This is a genomic window from Streptomyces sp. NPDC091272, from assembly GCF_044757485.1.
Lineage (GTDB): Bacteria > Actinomycetota > Actinomycetes > Streptomycetales > Streptomycetaceae > Streptomyces.
In genome coordinates, this window is record NZ_JBIVVC010000005.1 from 353,627 (window position 1) to 370,750 (window position 17,124).

Sequence of the window (17,124 nt, forward strand, 5' to 3'; positions counted from 1 at the left end):
ACGACTAAGTGGAGCGCGCGCCCGGGGGTGCCGTAAGGGGTCCCGGTGGCGCGCCCGGGGGTGCTGCAAGGGGTCCGTGCGGCGCACCCGGGGGTGCCTCCGCGCCCGCCCTGACCGTCTCCATCAGGGCGTGCAGCCGGGGGGAGGCGGCCAGTTCCTCCAGGGTGCGGGGGTGTCCTTCGGCGTCGGCGAGGGGCAGCCGCCAGTTCGGGTACTGGTCCCAGGTGCCGGGCAGGTTCTGCGGCCTGCGGTCGCCCACGGCGTCCGGCAGCCACACACCGACCATCCGGGCCGGGGTGGCGCACAGGAAGCGGTGGACGGCCCGTACCGCGGCCTCCTCGTCGCCCGCGCCCTCGGGCAGCAGGCCCAGCCGGGTGAGGTAGGACAGCCATTCGGTGACCTCCGTGGTGTCCTCGGCGCGCTCCTGCTCCAGGGGGCGGGTCAGCAGACCGAGGCGGTGCCGCAGGGCGACGTGTTCGCCGGTGAGGCGGGCGGCGGTGGAGGGCAGGTCGTGGGTGGTGGCGGTGGCCACGCAGCCCTCGCGCCAGGCGTCGGGCGGCAGCGGGCGGCCGGTGCCCGCCCAGTCGCGTTCGAACCACAGCACGGAGGTGCCGAGCACCCCGCGCGCGGCGAGCGCGTCGCGCACACCGGGCTCGACCGTGCCGAGGTCTTCCCCTATGACGGTGGCCCCGGCCCTGTCCGCCTCCAGGACGAGGACGGCGAGCATGGCCTCGGCGTCGTGGCGGACGTACGTGCCCTCGGTCGGCGGCCGCCCCTCGGGCACCCACCAGAGCCTGAAGAGGCCCATGACGTGGTCGATGCGGACGGCTCCCGCGTGCCGCAGGAGGTTGCGCAGCAGGCTGCGGTACGGGGCGTAGCCGGACCTCGCGAGGACGTCCGGCCGCCAGGGCGGCAGCCCCCAGTCCTGGCCGTGCGCGTTGAAGGCGTCGGGGGGCGCGCCGACGGACATGCGCGGCGCGAAGACCTCCCGCGCGCACCAGGTGTCGGAGCCGCCGGGGTGCACGCCGACCGCGAGGTCGTGGACGAGTCCGACGGCCATGCCGGCCTCGCCCGCGGCCCGTTGGGCGTCGCCGAGCTGGCAGTCGGTGAGCCAGACGAGCCGGCAGTGGAAGTCGATGCGCTCGCGCAGGCCGGCGCGGGCACGGGCAGTCTCCTCGGAGGCGCTGTCGCGCAGCGCGGCCGGCCAGAGCTGCCAGTCACCGCCGTGCTCCTCGGCGAGCGCGCACCAGGTGGCGTGGTCCTCCAGCGCCCGGCCCTGCTCGGCGAGGAAGTCGCAGAAGGCGGCGCGGCGGCCGGGGCCCAGCGGCACCTCGTGGAGGATCTCCAGGGCCCGTCTCTTGAGGTCCCACACGGCGTCGCGGTCGATCAGGGCGTCCTTGTGCAGCACCCCCTCCCGCAGGGCGGCGGCCCGTGCGAGCAGCCCGTCCAGTTCCTCGCGGGCGGCGGGGGCGGTGACGTGCCCGAACTCGGGCACGGCCTCGATCCGCAGGTGCACGGGGTCGGGGAAGCGCCGGGAGGAGGGGCGGTACGGGGACGGGTCGGTCGGCGTTCCGGGCACCGCCGCGTGCAGCGGGTTGACCTGGACGAACCCGGCGCCGAGCGAGCGCCCCGACCAGGCGGCAAGCTCACCGAGGTCCCCGAGGTCACCCATGCCCCAGGACCTGGCGGACAGCAGGGAGTAGAGCTGGACGAGGAAACCGTGCCGGGGGCCGTGCGGCGCGGGCACGCGCGCGGGGGCGACGACGAGACGACAGGAGGCCTCACGGCCGTCGGCCAGCCGGGCGCTCAACGCGTGCACACCGAGCGGAAGTTCGGCCCAGTGGTCGGCGACGGCGCCCGGGGACGGCACTCGGGGGACGGACGCGACGCGTACTTCCGGGGCGGACGCGCCCGGCGCCGGGGCGGAGCGGCCGGCGGTCGTGTCCGGGGTGGAGGGGCCGACGGTCGCGTCCGGGGTGGAGGAGCCGGCGGTCGCGTCCGGGACCGAGGTGACGGGGGCGGGGCCGCCCTGCGGCCCGGTCGGCCACTCCCGGGTCTCGCCCTGCTCGGTGGCGATCCGCAGCACGGTGCCCTCGGGCAGCGCCGCCAGGGGGCCAGGAAGGGCGGGGGCGTCCCGCCACAGGACGACCGTCGGCGGCAGCAGCCACGCCGTTGCCGCCGCCTCGTGGGCGGCGAGGGCGTCGTCGACCGCCTGCGGCGTGGAGGCGTCGACGTCCAGTGCGGCGAGCACCTCGACGACGGTGGCGGCCGGAACCTGGACCATCCGGTCGTCGGACGGCGCGTAGGAACTGGCGACACCGTGCAGCGCGGCGAGCCGGGCGAGCGGCTCGGACACGGGCGGCGGCTGCTCGGCCGGGTGCTCAGCCGGCTGCCTGGCCGGCTCGGGAGGCGGTCCGTCGGACACGGGAGGCGACTGCGGCACGGGAGGCTGCTCCTCAGACGTAGAAGGCGGCTCCACGGTCGCAGAAGAGGGCTCGCGCGCGGGGTGCGGCTCGCCGGTCACCGGGGACGGCCCCGGCGCGCGCGGCGGCTCATCGGGCCCCCCGGGCATCGCGTGCGACGGCCCATCGGGTCCCCCAGGCATCGCGCGCGGCGGCTCCCCCGGCACCGCGGACGGCTTCGGCCCGTCAGCGCGCTCCGGTGTGCCCGGCGGCTCCTGCGCTGCGGCCATCTAGACCCCCGGGTACTGGTACTCCATGCCGGACGCCGTTCCGTACGACGTCGGCTCGCTGGTGAGGGGCGCGGCGTCGGTGAGCGGCGGCTCACTCGTCAGCGGCGCTGCGTCGGCGAGCGGGGGCTCGCTGGTGAGGGGCGGCTCGGCGCAGCCGCACGCGCAGGATCCGTCGAGACCCGAGTCGGGACCCGAGACCTGTTTGGACAGGGCGGAGAGGAGAAGCTGGGCAGAAGCGGCCACGGGGGCCTCCCTTGGTGGGGGACGCGGACAACAGCAGCCATACCCAAAGGACGGAACCGCAGACATTTCCGGTCGCCCAAGGTGACCCGGGTCACAACCGCACCCCGGGGCGGGAGTTGACGGAAAAACTTGGAGCGGGGGGACGGAACGCCGCAGACTGTCCGCCGGCCCCCGGCGGCGCACGCGGTCCCTCCACCACACCCCCCGCAGGCAAATGCGACATACGGGCGGCTCGCATTGACACCCTTGGCAGACGGGTGATGGCATCGGCGCCGTAGGTCACGAAGCGATGAACACCGAGGAGTACGGCGTGCAGCTGGGGCGCAGAAGGGGTGCGACCGCCGTCGCGTTCGCCGTGATGGGCGGCCTGCTCGGCGGGGCACCGGTGGCGGTCGCCGCGCCGCCCGCACCCGACGCCCCCTCCCCCACCGCGCGGGACCATGAGAGCGGGGCCCCGCTACCGCCGGTGTGGCCGCGACCGCAGTCGATGCGGGCCGCCGGACAGGGCGTGCCGGTCGGGGACGAGGCGGTCCTCGTCGTGGCGCCCGGCACCGATCCGTACGCGGTGGACGCGCTGCGCAGCGTGCTGCGGGGTGCCGGCGCGCACACCCTCTACGAGACCGCGCCGGGCGAGGCACTGCCCCCGCGCGGTCTGGTCGTACGGGTGGGGGACGCCGAGGCCGCCCTGAAGGCGCTCCGCGCGCCCGCCCGCGCGGACCTGCCGCAGGGCGGCTACCGGATCGCGGTGGGTGAGGTCGCGGGGCGCCACACGGTGGCCCTGGACGGCGTCGGCCAGGACGGCATGTTCCACGCGGCGCAGACACTGCGGCAGTTGGTACGCACCCCCGCCGGGGCCCCGGGCAGCATCGCGGGCGCCGTCGTACGCGACTGGCCGGGAACAGCCGTACGGGGCATGACGGAAGGTTTCTACGGCCGCCCCTGGAGCACCGAACAGCGGCTCGCGCAGATCGACTTCATGAGCCGTACGAAGCAGAACCGCTATCTGTACGCGCCGGGTGACGACCCGTACCGGCAGGCGCTGTGGCGTGAGCCCTACCCGGCGGCCGACCGGGCCTCCTTCCGGGTGCTCGCCGACCACGCCCGCCGCAACCACGTGGCGCTGGGCTGGGCGGTGGCGCCCGGCCAGGCGATGTGCATGTCCGACGACCGGGACGTGCGCGCGCTCACCCGCAAGGTCGACGCGATGTGGGCGCTGGGTGTACGGGTCTTCCAGCTCCAGTTCCAGGACGTCAGCTACAGCGAGTGGCACTGCGGTCAGGACGCGGACGTGTTCGGCTCGGGCCCAGAGGCGGCGGCGAAGGCACACGCGCGCGTGGCGAGCGCGGTGGCCCGCCATCTCGCCGAGCGGCACCCGGGCGCCGAGCCGCTGTCGTTGATGCCGACCGAGTTCTACCAGGAGGGGGCGACCGCCTACCGGCGCGCCCTGGCGACCGAGTTCGATCCCCGCGTGCAGGTCGCCTGGACCGGTGTCGGCGTGGTGCCGCGCACCATCAGCGGACGCGAACTGGTCACCACCCGGGCCGCGTTCGGCCATCCCCTGGTGACCATGGACAACTACCCGGTCAACGACTACGCGCAGGACCGCATCTTCCTCGGCCCCTACACGGGCCGTGAACCGGCGGTGGCGGGCCGCAGCGCCGCCCTGCTGTCCAACGCGATGGAACAGCCCTCCGCTTCCCGCATTCCGCTGTTCACGGCCGCCGACTTCGCCTGGAACCCGCGGGGTTACCAGCCGCAGGAGTCCTGGCAGGCGGCGATCGACGACCTCGCGGGCGGTGACCCGAAGGCGCGTGAGGCGATGCGCGCCTTCGCCGGGAACCACGCCTCGTCGATACTGGACCCGGCGCACGAGTCGGCGTACCTGCGGCCGCTGATCGACGCGTTCTGGAAGTCCCGCCCGTCCGGCGACGCCGCGGAGCGGAACGCGGCCGCCAAACGGCTGCGGGCCGCGTTCACAGTGATGAAGGAGGCCCCGCAGCGTCTGGGCAAGGCGGCGGACGGCGCCTTCGACGACGAGGTACGGCCCTGGGTGGACCGGTTCGCGCGGTACGGCGCGGCCGGTGAGCACGCGGTCGACATGCTCCAGGCACAGGCGGCGGGCGACGGTGCGGGTGCCTGGCGGGCGTCGCTCGCCCTGGACGCCTCCCGTGCGGGGCTGAAGGCGCCCCGCGTGACGGTCGGCAAGGGGGTGCTCGACCCGTTCCTGTCGAAGGCCGTGCGCCAGGGGGCCGCCTGGACGGGCGCGGACCGCGCGCCCGACAGCGCCGCCCAGGGGCCCGGCACGTACACGGTGCGCCTGAAGCACCCCCGTCCGGTGTCCACGGTGACGACGATGACCGACCCGGGGAACGCCGACACCGCGGTCGAGGTGCATGTGCCGGGCGAGGGCTGGCGGAAGGTTGGGGCGCTCACCCCGGACGGCTGGACGCAGACGCCCGTCGGCGGCACGCGCGTGGACGCGGTGCGGCTCGCCTGGACCTCCGGGGTGGCGCGGGTGCACCGGCTGGTGCCGTGGTTCGCGGACGAGCCCGAGGCCAGGCTGTCGCTGTCCCGCAAGGAGGTCGACGCGGAGATCGGCGGCCGGGCGGTGCGCGTGCAGGCGGCGCTGACCGGGCAGCGGCCCGGCGAGGTGCGCGGGGAGCTGGCCGCGAGGGCGCCCAAGGGCATCGAGGTGGTGGCTCCCGGGGCGACCGTCGTGCCGCGCGGCACGGACGCCTCGGTGCCGCTCGACGTCAAGGCCGCCAAGGGCACCCCGGCGGGCGAGTACCGCGTACCGGTGTCCTTCAGCGGGGGCGAGGAGCAGGTGCTGACGGTGCGGGTGGCGCCGCGCACCGCGGGCGCCGACCTCGTACGCGGGGCGAAGATCTCGTCGTCGGGCGACGAGACGGCCGACTTCCCGGCCGCGGCGGCGGCCGACGGCGACGCGGGGACGCGCTGGTCGTCGCCGGTGGGGCCCTCCGCGTGGTGGCAGGCCGAGCTGGCGCAGCCGGCCCGGGTGGGCCAGGTGGTCCTGAACTGGCAGGACGCGTACGCCAAGGCGTACCGCGTACAGGTGTCGGCCGACGGCCGTACGTGGCGGACGGCGGCGACCGTACGGGACGGCAGGGGCGGCCGGGAGACGGTGCGCCTGGACGCGCCGGACGCCAGATTCGTCCGGGTGCAGGGCGACGAGCGGGCGACCCGGTTCGGGTACTCGCTGTGGTCGGTGGAGGCGTACGCGGTCGCCCCCTGACGGCGTCACTGTGGGGTTGGACGAGCGCTGTGGGGCCGGACGTGCACTGCGGGGAGGGGCTGGACGTGCACTGTGGGGTTGAGCGGTCGCTCAACCCCACACGTGGCACGGCTCCTGGGCCCGGCCCGGGGTGCTCGTCCGGCGGCGGAACTCCGCGCGGACTCCTACCGCAAGAAGGTCCAGATATCAGGCGACCCCGGTCCGCACCGAGGAACCGTCGATCCGGGCCAGTGCGTCGTCCGCGCCGAAGGGCTGCAGGTACGGGAGCCAGCGCGGGTCCCGGTGCCCGGTCCCGATGATGCGCCAGGCGAGGCCGGACGGCGGGGCCGGCGGGTGGCGCAGCCGCCAGCCGAGCTCCAGCAGATGCCGGTCCGCCTTGACGTGGTTGCAGCGGCGGCAGGCCGCCACCACGTTCTCCCAGGCGTGCTGTCCGCCGCGACTGCGCGGAATGACATGGTCGACGCTGGTTGCGACGCCACCGCAGTACATACAGCGCCCGCCGTCCCTGGCGAAGAGCGCACGGCGGGTGAGGGGGACGGGACCCCGGTAGGGAACCCTTACGAACCGTTTCAGCCGGACCACGCTGGGAGCGGGCACGACCCGGGTCGCACTGTGCAGAAAGGCGCCGGACTCCTCAAGGCAGAGTGCCTTGTTTTCGAGGACGAGGACGAGCGCGCGGCGGAGCGGTACGACGCCGAGGGGCTCGTACGACGCGTTGAGGACCAGGACATGCGGCACGGATGCCTCCTATGACGCCGGCGGCGCGTGGCTCGCGCCGGGACGATGCACGACCAGTCTCCCCTCATGCCTGGTCGTGGCGCCACCACGTCCGGGTAACGGGCCGGGAGTGTTTTGCACCACAGGGCCTCGTGCACGGGAACCGGCCCGCCGGGGTGTCGGGGACCACAGCGCCCGTGGGCCCGAGTCAGCGGGCCGCTCCCCCTTGCCCCGTTAGTGTGGTGGGTCTGCCGTACGCATGGAGGTGCCCGAGGTGTACTGGTCCACCCGACTGGTCGCAGAACCGCCCGCCGATCCCGTCACGTTCGACGAGGCCGCCGAGAAGGCGGGCAACGCCGCGAGCTGGGTGGAGCAGAACTGGTCCACCTGGCTGAGTGTCGGCCTGCGCATCCTGCTGATCATCGTGATCGCCACCGTGCTGCGGTCGGTGATCCGGCGCACGATCACCAAGCTGATAGCCCACATGAACAACAGCGCCCAGGCGGTGGAGGGCACCGCGCTCGGCGGGCTGCTGGTCAACGCGGAGCGCCGCCGCCAGCGGTCCGAGGCGATCGGTTCGGTGCTCCGTTCAGTGGCGTCCTTCCTGATCCTCGGCACCGCGGCGCTGATGGTGCTGGGCGCGTTGAACATCAATCTGGCGCCGCTGCTCGCGAGTGCCGGTGTGGCCGGTGTGGCGCTCGGTTTCGGTGCGCGCAACCTGGTCACGGACTTCCTCTCCGGCGTGTTCATGATCCTGGAGGACCAGTACGGCGTCGGCGACACCATCGACGCGGGTGTCGCGTCCGGCGAGGTCATAGAGGTCGGCCTGCGCGTCACCAAGCTGCGCGGCGACAACGGCGAGATCTGGTACGTGCGCAACGGCGAGGTCAAGCGGATCGGCAACCTCAGCCAGGGCTGGGCCACCGCGGGCGTCGACGTCCAGGTCCGCCCGTCGGAGGACCTGGAGAACATCAGGGCCGTGCTGTCCGAGGTCGCCGAGGACATGGCGAAGGCCGAGCCGTGGAACGAACGGCTGTGGGGACCGATCGAGGTCCTCGGCCTGGACTCGGTACTGCTGGACTCGATGATCGTGCGGCTGTCCGCGAAGACCATGCCGGGCAAGGCGCTCGGGGTGGAGCGCGAGCTGCGCTGGCGGGTCAAGCACGCCTTCGACGCGGCGGGCATCCGGATCGTCGGCGGCCCCGTCCCGGTGCTGGAGGAGGAGCTCGCGGACCCGTCGGCGGGTGTCGCCGCACCGTCCGCGATGGCCAACCCGCTGTCCCCGCAGGCGGTGGCGTCCAACCCGATCCCGCCCGCAGGGGCGTCGCCCGGCTCGGGCCCCACGCCTCCCGCGCCGAACCCCAACCTGAACAAGTAGGCGCACCACCGGCCCGGTACGGGCGAGAAGCATTGCGCCCGGTTTCGTACCGCCCCACCGCATTCCGTACACCTTCCGCGCCCCCGCAGGTAACGCTTTGGTTGCCTCGGGGGCGCTTCCCATTGACGCCTCTTTCGCCTCCGCTTACGTTCCTCCCACCGAATAGGAAACTTTCCTAACAACGTGGTTGGGAGAGCGGGCAGCCGAGAGGCGGGTGACTTCGTCATGGCCACAACACCAGGCACACCGAGTGTTCTGCGCGCGATGAACGACCGTGCCGCGCTGGACCTGCTGCTGGCCCACGGACCCCTCTCCCGGACCCGGATCGGCAAGCTCACCGGGCTCTCCAAGCCGACCGCCTCCCAGCTGCTGGCCCGCCTCGAAGCGGCGGGGCTGGTCGTCGCCACCGGCACCACGGAGGGCCGCCCGGGACCCAGCGCGCAGCTGTACGCGGTGAACGCGGGCGCCGCCCATGTCGCGGCCCTCGACGTCACCCCGGCCCGGATCCGCGCCGCCGTCGCCGACCTCACGGGCGAGACCGTCGGCAGCTTCGAGCTGGCCACCCCGGGGCGCGCGCCGGAGGGTGTCGTACGCCAGGTGACGCAGGCGATCGACGGCGCCGCGGCCGACGCCTCCCTCACCCGCGGTGACCTGCACCGGGTGGTGATCGGCACTCCCGGCGCCTTCGACCCGAGCACCGGCCGGCTGCGGTACGCCTCGCACCTGCCGGGCTGGCACTCCGCCACGCTGCTCGACGAACTGGCGGCGGTGCTCCCGATGCCGGTGGAGTACGAGAACGACGTGAACCTGGCGGCGGTCGCCGAGCAGCGGCTCGGCGTGGCGCGCGGCCACGAGAACTTCGTGCTGCTGTGGGCGGAGGCCGGCCTCGGCGCCGCGCTGGTACTCGGCGGCCGGCTGCACCGCGGCCGGACCGGAGGAGCGGGTGAGGTGGGCTTCCTGCCGGTGCCCGGCGCCCCGCTGATCCGGCGGGTGGCGCAGGCCAACGCGGGCGGCTTCCAGGAACTGGTCGGTCCGGTCGCCGTGCCGCGGATCGCGAAGCGGCTCGGCGTCGACACTCCCGAGCAGCCGGCCGTGCGGGTCGCCACCGGCCTGCTGGGCCGCGCCGCGGCCGGCGAGAGCGAACTGGCCGGGCTCCTCCCGGAGTACGCCCAGCGCCTCGCCGTCGGCCTCGCCTCCGTGGTCGCCGTGCTCGACCCCGAACTGATCGTGCTGTCCGGGGCGCTGGTCGCCTCGGGCGGCGAGCCCCTGCGGTCCCTCGTACAGGCGGAGCTGGCCGACCTGGCCGCGCCCCGTCCGCGTCTTGTGATCGGTGAGATCCAGCAGGACCCCGTGCTGAGAGGTGCGCTGCAGAGCGCCCTGGAGGCCACCCGGGACGAAGTGTTCGACACCTCGGCCCGCTAGACCCCTTCCGCCCCCGTCGCACCACCCCCGTGCCCCGTCCTGCCCCTGGGAGCTTTGTCATGCGCAGAAACCGCCGTCTGACCGCCGCCGCCGTCTCCGTCGCCGCGATATCCGTGGTGGCCACCGCCTGTACCGGCTCCGCCGAGAACACGGCGAAGGACGACCCGAAGGCCAACACCACGATCAACTTCTGGCACGGCTGGAGCGCCCCGAACGAGGTCAAGGCGATTCAGGAGAACGTCGCCCGCTTCGAGAAGGCGCACCCGAACATCAAGGTCAACGTCGTCGGCAACATCAATGACGACAAGCTCAACCAGTCGCTGCGCAGCGGCGGTTCCAAGGGCCCGGACGTCGTGTCGTCGTTCACCACGTCCAACATCGGAAAGTTCTGCTCGTCGGGCGCTTTCGCGGATCTGAAGCCCTTCATCGAGAAGTCGAAGCTGGATCTGGAGAAGACTTTCCCGAAGGTCATGCTCGACTACACACAGTTCGAGGGAAAGCGCTGCGCCCTGCCGCTGCTCGCGGACGCCTACGGCCTCTACTACAACAAGGACGCCTTCGAGAAGGCCGGCGTGAAGAAGGCGCCGGTGACGTTCTCGGAGCTCGCCGCGACGGCGAAGAAGCTGACGAAGACCAAGGGCGACGGTTTCGAGCAGCTGGGCTTCATGCCCGCCTACCACGGCTACGAGACGACCACCGAGCACTACCTGGGCGCCTGGGGCCCGGAGTACTTCGACAAGGACGGCAAGTCCAACATCGCCAAGGACCCCGCCTTCACGGAGATGTTCACGACGCAGAAGAAGCTCGTGGACGAACTCGGCGGAATACAGAAGTTGGAGAAGTTCCGCAACACATTCGGTGACGAGTTCGGCCCGAAGCACCCGTTCCACACCGGTCAGGTCGCGATGCAGCTGGACGGTGAGTGGCGGCTCGGGATGGCGAAGGACGCCAAGGTGCCCTTCGAGATCGGTGTCGCGCCGATGCCGGTCCCGGACAGCGAGCGGGCCGAGTACGGCAAGGGCTTCCTGTCGGGAACGGTGATGGGTATCGCCCCGCAGAGCAAGAAGCAGAACGCGGCGTGGGAGCTGGTGAAGTTCATGACGACCGACACCAAGGCGGTCGTGGAGTTCTCCAACGCGATCCACAACGTGCCCTCGACCTTCGCAGCACTGAAGTCCCCCGACCTGAAGAACGACCCGGCGTTCAAGACCTTCCTCGACATCGCGCAGCACCCGAAGTCCAACACCCCGGCAGGCGCGGTCAACGGCGCCACGTATCTCAACGCGATGCAGGAGTTCGGCTACCAGTACGAGAAGGGCACCGAGAAGGACCTGAAGGCCGGCCTGGCGAAGCTCGCGAAGCAGATCGACACCGACATCGCGAAGGCGAAGTAGTCCGTCATGACCACGCACACGCTCCTCCCGCAGCGCGGGAAGCCGGGCCTCGCCGCGAAGCACAGGAGGCAGGCACTGCGCACGGCGGCCTTCATGTCTCCCTGGCTGATCGGCTTCGCGGTCTTCTTCGCGTACCCGCTGCTCTCCACCGTGTACTTCTCCTTCACGAAGTACGACGGCTTCGGCGCACCGGTGTTCAACGGCCTGGACAACTGGAAGTACGTCTTCGCGGACTATCCGAACTTCTGGCCCGCGATGCGCAACACGCTGTGGCTGGTCGTCGTGATGGTGCTGTGCCGGGTCGTCTTCGGTCTGGGCGTAGGCCTGCTGATCACCAAGATCAAGACGGCTACGGGCATCTTCCGCACCCTCTTCTACCTGCCCTACCTGGCTCCGCCGGTCGCCGCGACACTCGGTTTCGTCTTCCTGCTGAACCCGGGCACCGGGCCGGTCAACGAGATCCTGGGCAGCATCGGCCTGCCCACCCCCGACTGGTTCACCGATCCCGCCTTCGCCAAGCCCGCGCTCACCGTCCTCGCGGTGTGGGGCATCGGTGACCTGATGGTCATCTTCATGGCCGCACTCCTGGACGTACCGAAGGAGCAGTACGAGGCGGCGGAACTGGACGGCGCGTCGGCCTGGCAGCGGTTCCGCTTCGTGACGCTGCCGAACATCTCCCCGATCGTGATGTTCGCCGTGGTCACCGGCGTGATCCAGGCGATGCAGTACTACACCCAGCCGCTGGTGGCGGGGAAGGTCGCCTCCGGCATCATCGGCAACTCCGGCCAGCAGTTCGAGCCGGGCTTCCCCGACAAGTCGACCCTGACCCTGCCCCAGCTGGTCTACAACCTCGGCTTCCAGCGCTTCGACTACGGCGCGGCCGCGGTCACCGCGCTCGTCCTGTTCGTCCTGGCGATGGCCTTCACGGCCCTGCTGATGCGACGTCGCGGCGGCCTCCTCCAGGCAGGTGACTAACCCCATGTCCACCTCGACACTTGAGCGTCCGCTCAACGTCAACGAGCCCACCCCCGCCCACCGCACCGCACGCCGCAGGGCGGCCCTGCACTGGATCGGCGTGCACTCGCTGGGGATCGCGGCGGCACTCTTCTTCGTGCTGCCGTTCCTCTTCCTCTTCCTCACCTCCGTGATGAGCGACCAGCAGGCGCTCACCAGCGACCTGGTGCCGCACACCTGGGAGTGGGGCAACTACGTCAAGGTCTTCGAGACGCCGGGCTTCCTCACCTGGTGGAAGAACAGCCTGATGTACGCGGGCCTGGGCACCGTCCTGACGGTCCTCTCGTCGGTCCCGGTCGCCTACGCGCTCGCCAAGTTCCGCTTCAGGGGCCGCAACCTCTCCCTGATGCTGGTCATCTCGATGATGATGCTGCCGCAGCAGGTGGTCATCATCCCGATGTACCTGTTCTGGTCGAAGCAGCTGGACCTCACCGGCACCCTGTGGCCGCTGATCGTTCCGCTGGCATTCGGGGACGCATTCTCCATTTTTCTGCTGCGACAGTTCCTGCTGACCATCCCCAACGAGTACCTGGACGCGGCGAAGGTGGACGGCTGCGGCGAGTTCCGCACGCTGATCCGTGTCGTACTGCCGATGGCCAGGCCCGGCATCGCGGCGATCGCCCTGTTCCAGTTCTTCGCCCTCTGGAACGACTACTTCGGACCGCAGATCTACGCGTCGGAGAACCCGGCCGCGTGGACGCTGAGTTACGGCCTGGAGTCCTTCAAGGGCGCGCACCAGACCAACTGGAACCTGACCATGGCCGCGACCGTACTGGTCATGGCCCCCGTGATCCTCGTCTTCTTCTTCGCCCAGAAGGCGTTCGTCGAGGGTGTCACGCTGACCGGAGTGAAGGGCTAGGTCATCACAGCATGAAGATCGGAACAGTATGAAGCTCGCCGTAGTCGGTGGAGGATCCACCTACACACCCGAGTTGATCGACGGCTTCGCCCGGCTCCGGGACACGCTCCCGGTCACCGAGCTGGTCCTGATCGACCCGGCGGCCGACCGCCTGGAACTCGTCGGCGGACTGGCCCGCCGGATCTTCGCCAAACAGGGTCACCCGGGCACCATCGTCACCACCGCCGACCTGGACGCGGGCGTCGCGGGCGCCGACGCGGTACTGCTGCAGCTGCGCGTGGGCGGCCAGGCGGCGCGCAACCAGGACGAGACCTGGCCGCTGGAGTGCGGCTGCGTCGGCCAGGAGACCACCGGCGCGGGCGGCCTCGCGAAGGCGCTGCGCACGGTTCCGGTCGTCCTGGACATCGCCGAACGCGTCCGCCGCACCAACCCGGACGCGTGGATCATCGACTTCACGAACCCCGTCGGCATCGTCACCCGCGCACTGCTGCAGGCCGGCCACAAGGCGGTGGGCCTGTGCAACGTGGCGATCGGCTTCCAGCGGAAGTTCGCCGCGCTGCTCGACGTCACCCCCTCCGAGGTCCATCTCGACCACGTGGGGCTCAACCACCTCACCTGGGAGCTGGGCGTGCGCCTCGGCGGCCCGGCGGGCGAGAACCTGCTGCCGCGGCTGATCGCCGAGCACGGTGACACGATCGCGGCCGACCTGCACATGCCGCGCGCGGTCGTGGACCGCCTCGGCGTCGTCCCCTCGTACTACCTGCGGTACTTCTACCAGCACGACGAGGTCGTGCGGGAGCTCGGCACGAAGCCGTCCAGGGCGGCGGAGGTGGCGGCCATGGAGAAGGAACTGCTGGCCATGTACGGCGACCCCGCGCTCGACGAGAAGCCGGAGCTGCTCGCCAGGCGCGGCGGCGCCTTCTACTCGGAGGCGGCGGTCGACCTGGCGTCCGCCCTGCTCGGCTGCGGCGGTTCGCCGGTGCAGGTGGTCAACACGTACAACAACGGCACCCTGCCCTTCCTGCCGGACGACGCGGTCATCGAGACCCAGGCACGCGTCGACGCGTCCGGGGCGACGCCTCTTGAGGTGCCCGCGCTCGACCCCATGTACGCGGGACTGGTCGCGCATGTGACGGCGTACGAGAACCTCGCGCTGGAGGCGGCCCTGCACGGGGGCCGCGAGAGAGTCTTCAAGGCGCTCCTCGCGCACCCCCTGGTCGGGCAGTTCGAGTACGCGGAGGCGCTCACGGACAAGCTGCTCGCGCACAACAGGGAGCACCTGGCGTGGGCATGAGCACGAGCCGCGGCGCTCCCGGCTCGGTGCTGGCGGTCGACGCGGGCAACAGCAAGACGGACGTCGCCGTGATCGGCGCCGACGGCCGGGTCCTGGGCACCGGCAGGGGCGGCGGTTTCCAGCCGCCCCTGGTGGGTGTCCAAGTGGCGGTGGACACCCTCGCGGACGCGGTCACGACGGCACTGGAGCAGGCGGGGGCCGACTGTGTCGACCATGTGTCCGCGTGCCTGGCCAACGCCGATCTGCCGGTCGAGGAGGAGGAGTTGGCGCAGGCGGTGCAGGCGCGCGGCTGGGGCCGCAGCACCGAGGTCCGCAACGACACCTTCGCGATCCTGCGCGCCGGTGTGGACGAGCCGCGCGGGGTGGCGGTGGTGTGCGGGGCGGGCATCAACTGCGTGGGCATGCTGCCGGACGGGCGCACCGCCCGCTTCCCCGCGATCGGGAAGATCTCCGGCGACTGGGGCGGCGGCAGCGGTCTCGCCGAGGAGGCCCTGTGGTTCGCCGCCCGCGCCGAGGACGGGCGCGGGGCGCCGACACAGCTGGCGCGTACGCTGCCCGCGCACTTCGGGCTGGCGTCGATGTACGCCCTCATAGAGGCCCTGCACCTGGGGCGCATCCCGGCGGTGCGCCAGCACGAGGTGGCACCGCTGGTGTTCACCGTGAGTGCGGCGGGCGACCCGGTGGCCCGGTCCCTCGTGCACCGGCTGGCCGACGAGGTCGTCGCGATGGCGTCGGTGGCGCTGGGCCGGCTCGGCCTCCTGACGGAGGAGGCGCCGGTGCTGCTCGGTGGCGGTGTGCTGGCCGCCCGGCACCCGGAGCTCGACGACCGGATCGCGGTCCTGCTGGCGCAGCGGGCGCCGAAGGCGGTGGTACGCGTGGTGGCGGCGCCTCCGGTACTCGGCGCGGCCCTGCTGGGACTCGACCACGTCGCCGCTCCCGCGCAGGCCCACCGGACACTGCGGGCGCACTACGCGTAGCGGCGGTCCGCGGGACGGGAGGGGGCACACGTCGTGCGGTCGTCCCGCGACGCGGCGGCCGTGAACCGCGGGGCGCGCGTTCCCGGCCGCCGCCCACGTCGTACCGGAGCCACCCACGTCGCACCCTGTCAATTGGGGACGACTCGGGCGGCGGCCGGATCCCCATGGCCCCGGCCCCCCGGGCCGCATAGGATGCGGCCTCGAAGTGGCATGTCCCTGGCGCGAATTGGCAACGAACGGTCTCCTGGCCGGTCACCGCTCCGGCCCCCGACCCGGCCGGCGCGCTGATCACCCACGGGCCCGGTACGGGAACCAAACGGATCTCTCCGACGTATTCATGGGGAGGGGAGCCCGCCGGGAGACGGGCCAGCCGTCCACGACCGAGGGGGAGGTCACGTGGCACACCCGCCGATGGGCGGCCCAGGGGGGACCGCCGTGGCGCCCGCGCCCGCGGGGGCGCCCGCACCCATGGGGCCAGGACCGCACCCACCACCCGTGCGCGCCGCCGCCTGGACCGAGGGCATGGACCGGCTGCGGGCCGGAGCGACCACCGAGCCGGGCCGGCTGCGGATCATCGGGGCCGTGCTGGCCGCCCTGGTCGTCGCCTTCGGGGCGGTGACAGCCTGGCAGGTCTCCGACCGTGCGTCGGCCGCCGACGACGTGGTGTCGCGCAGCCAGCCGCTCTCCGCCGACGCCGCGAGCATCTACCGTTCGCTCGCCGACGCCGACACCTCCGCCGCGAGCGGTTTCCTCGCGGGCGCGCAGGAGCCGCCCGCGGTGACGAAGAAGTACGACGAGGACATCGCCGAGGCGTCCCGACTGCTGGTCAAGGCCGCGGCGAACACGGCGGGCACGAGCGCGTCGGGCCGGCAGATCACCCTGCTCAACCAGCAGCTCCCCCGCTACACCGGCCTGATCGAGCGGGCCCGCGCCAACAACCGGCAGGGCCTCCCCCTCGGCGGCGCCTACCTGCGGTACGCGAACGAGCAGATGACCACCCAGCTGCTGCCGGCCGCCAAGAGGCTGTACGACGAGGAGACGGACCGGCTCTACCGGGACTACGACGACGCGAGCACCTGGCCCTACCTGGCACTCGGCCTCGGCGTGGTGGCGCTCGGCACCCTCGGCTGGGCCCAGCGCCGCAACTACCGCCGGACGAACCGGGTGTTCAACCAGGGCCTGCTCACCGCGACCGTCGCCTCGGCCGCCGTCCTGCTGTGGCTGGCCGTCGGGCACGCGCTCGCCTCCGCGGGCCTGGAGGACTCCCGGGCGCACGGCCAGGAGTCGCTGCGGGTCCTCAACGACGCAAGGATCAGCTCGCTCCAGGCCCGTGCCAACGAGAACCTGACCCTGGTCTCCCGGGGTGCGGTCTCCACGAAGGACGGCGCCGACAAGTACGACGCCGACTACACGGCCGGGATGAAGGACCTCGACGCCCGGCTGGCCGCCGCCGCCCGGCTCGCGGAGGACCGCGGGGGCAAGGACCCGGTGCAGCGGGCCACCAAGAGCGTGACGGCCTGGAAGGCGCTGCACAAGGAAGCCAGGGACACCGACAACCAGGGCAACTACGACATGGCGCTGGAGAAGGTCACCGGTGAGGGGAACTCCACCGGCACCCGGTTCGGCGAGGTCGACACGGCGCTGGCGAACGCCCTGGAGTGGGAGCAGCGCGAGTTCACCGAGGCCGCCGAGGACGGCCGCGGCGCCCTGTCGGGGCTCGCGGTCGGCGCGGCGGTACTGGCCCTGCTCGCCGCCGCGGGCGCGGTGCTGGGCATCGGCCGCAGGCTTTCGGAGTTCAGGTGATGGGCCCGCGGGAGAGGCGTGACGCGCGGGAGTCGCGCGAGTCGCGGGAGTTGCGGGAGACGCGGGAGACGGTGCACG

At 72.4% G+C, this 17,124-nt stretch carries 12 protein-coding genes; 9 read left to right on the top strand and 3 right to left on the bottom strand.

Translation table 11 applies throughout. The features are described 5' to 3' along the window. Nucleotides 1-4: 4 nt before the first annotated feature. Both malQ and ACIQM4_RS17200 read right to left on the bottom strand, forming a co-directional pair. Complete coding sequence (gene malQ / locus ACIQM4_RS17195) at nt 5-2,284, bottom strand: 4-alpha-glucanotransferase (RefSeq protein WP_401592353.1); 2,280 nt, start codon at nt 2,282-2,284, stop codon at nt 5-7. 408 nt (nt 2,285-2,692) lie between these two features. Beyond that, entirely contained in the window at nt 2,693-2,935 is a 243-nt protein-coding gene (locus tag ACIQM4_RS17200; protein WP_398416932.1) for a hypothetical protein, read from the bottom strand. 310 nt (nt 2,936-3,245) lie between these two features. On the opposite strand from ACIQM4_RS17200, the gene ACIQM4_RS17205 reads away from it, so the two are divergent. Beyond that, nucleotides 3,246-6,188, top strand: coding sequence for a beta-N-acetylglucosaminidase domain-containing protein (locus ACIQM4_RS17205; RefSeq protein ID WP_401592355.1), 2,943 nt, complete (start codon nt 3,246-3,248; stop codon nt 6,186-6,188). Nucleotides 6,189-6,374: 186 nt separating this feature from the next. Here ACIQM4_RS17205 and ACIQM4_RS17210 read toward each other — a convergent pair whose 3' ends face one another. After that, nucleotides 6,375-6,926: an HNH endonuclease gene (locus ACIQM4_RS17210; RefSeq protein WP_401592014.1), complete on the bottom strand. Its 552-nt coding sequence runs from the start codon at nt 6,924-6,926 to the stop codon at nt 6,375-6,377. 238 nt (nt 6,927-7,164) lie between these two features. Between ACIQM4_RS17210 and ACIQM4_RS17215 the strand changes: the two genes are divergently transcribed. The 8 genes from ACIQM4_RS17215 (at nt 7,165) to ACIQM4_RS17250 (ending at nt 17,046) form a co-directional block, all read left to right on the top strand. After that, nucleotides 7,165-8,283 (top strand): mechanosensitive ion channel domain-containing protein, encoded by a 1,119-nt coding sequence (locus ACIQM4_RS17215; RefSeq protein WP_401592016.1) that lies wholly within the window; start codon nt 7,165-7,167, stop codon nt 8,281-8,283. A 225-nt stretch (nt 8,284-8,508) separates the two neighbouring features. Beyond that, nucleotides 8,509-9,705 carry an ROK family protein gene (locus tag ACIQM4_RS17220; protein WP_401592018.1) on the top strand — a complete coding sequence of 399 codons (1,197 nt, stop codon included), beginning with the start codon at nt 8,509-8,511 and terminating at the stop codon, nt 9,703-9,705. Between the two features lie 59 nt (nt 9,706-9,764). After that, complete coding sequence (locus ACIQM4_RS17225) at nt 9,765-11,099, top strand: ABC transporter substrate-binding protein (RefSeq protein WP_401592020.1); 1,335 nt, start codon at nt 9,765-9,767, stop codon at nt 11,097-11,099. Between the two features lie 6 nt (nt 11,100-11,105). After that, on the top strand, nt 11,106-12,074 hold the full coding sequence (locus tag ACIQM4_RS17230; RefSeq protein ID WP_401592022.1) for a carbohydrate ABC transporter permease: 969 nt from the start codon (nt 11,106-11,108) through the stop codon (nt 12,072-12,074). A gap of 4 nt (nt 12,075-12,078) precedes the next feature. Beyond that, nucleotides 12,079-12,972, top strand: a complete 894-nt coding sequence (locus ACIQM4_RS17235) for a carbohydrate ABC transporter permease (protein ID WP_401592024.1) — start codon at nt 12,079-12,081, stop codon at nt 12,970-12,972. Between the two features lie 28 nt (nt 12,973-13,000). Further along, on the top strand, nt 13,001-14,266 hold the full coding sequence (locus ACIQM4_RS17240; protein ID WP_401592026.1) for a 6-phospho-beta-glucosidase: 1,266 nt from the start codon (nt 13,001-13,003) through the stop codon (nt 14,264-14,266). Beyond that, complete coding sequence (locus tag ACIQM4_RS17245) at nt 14,263-15,243, top strand: N-acetylglucosamine kinase (protein ID WP_401592028.1); 981 nt, start codon at nt 14,263-14,265, stop codon at nt 15,241-15,243. Before ACIQM4_RS17240 ends, ACIQM4_RS17245 begins: the two co-directional genes overlap by 4 nt. A 396-nt stretch (nt 15,244-15,639) precedes the next feature. Further along, nucleotides 15,640-17,046, top strand: coding sequence for a hypothetical protein (locus tag ACIQM4_RS17250; protein ID WP_401592030.1), 1,407 nt, complete (start codon nt 15,640-15,642; stop codon nt 17,044-17,046). The last annotated feature ends 78 nt before the right edge of the window (nt 17,047-17,124 follow it).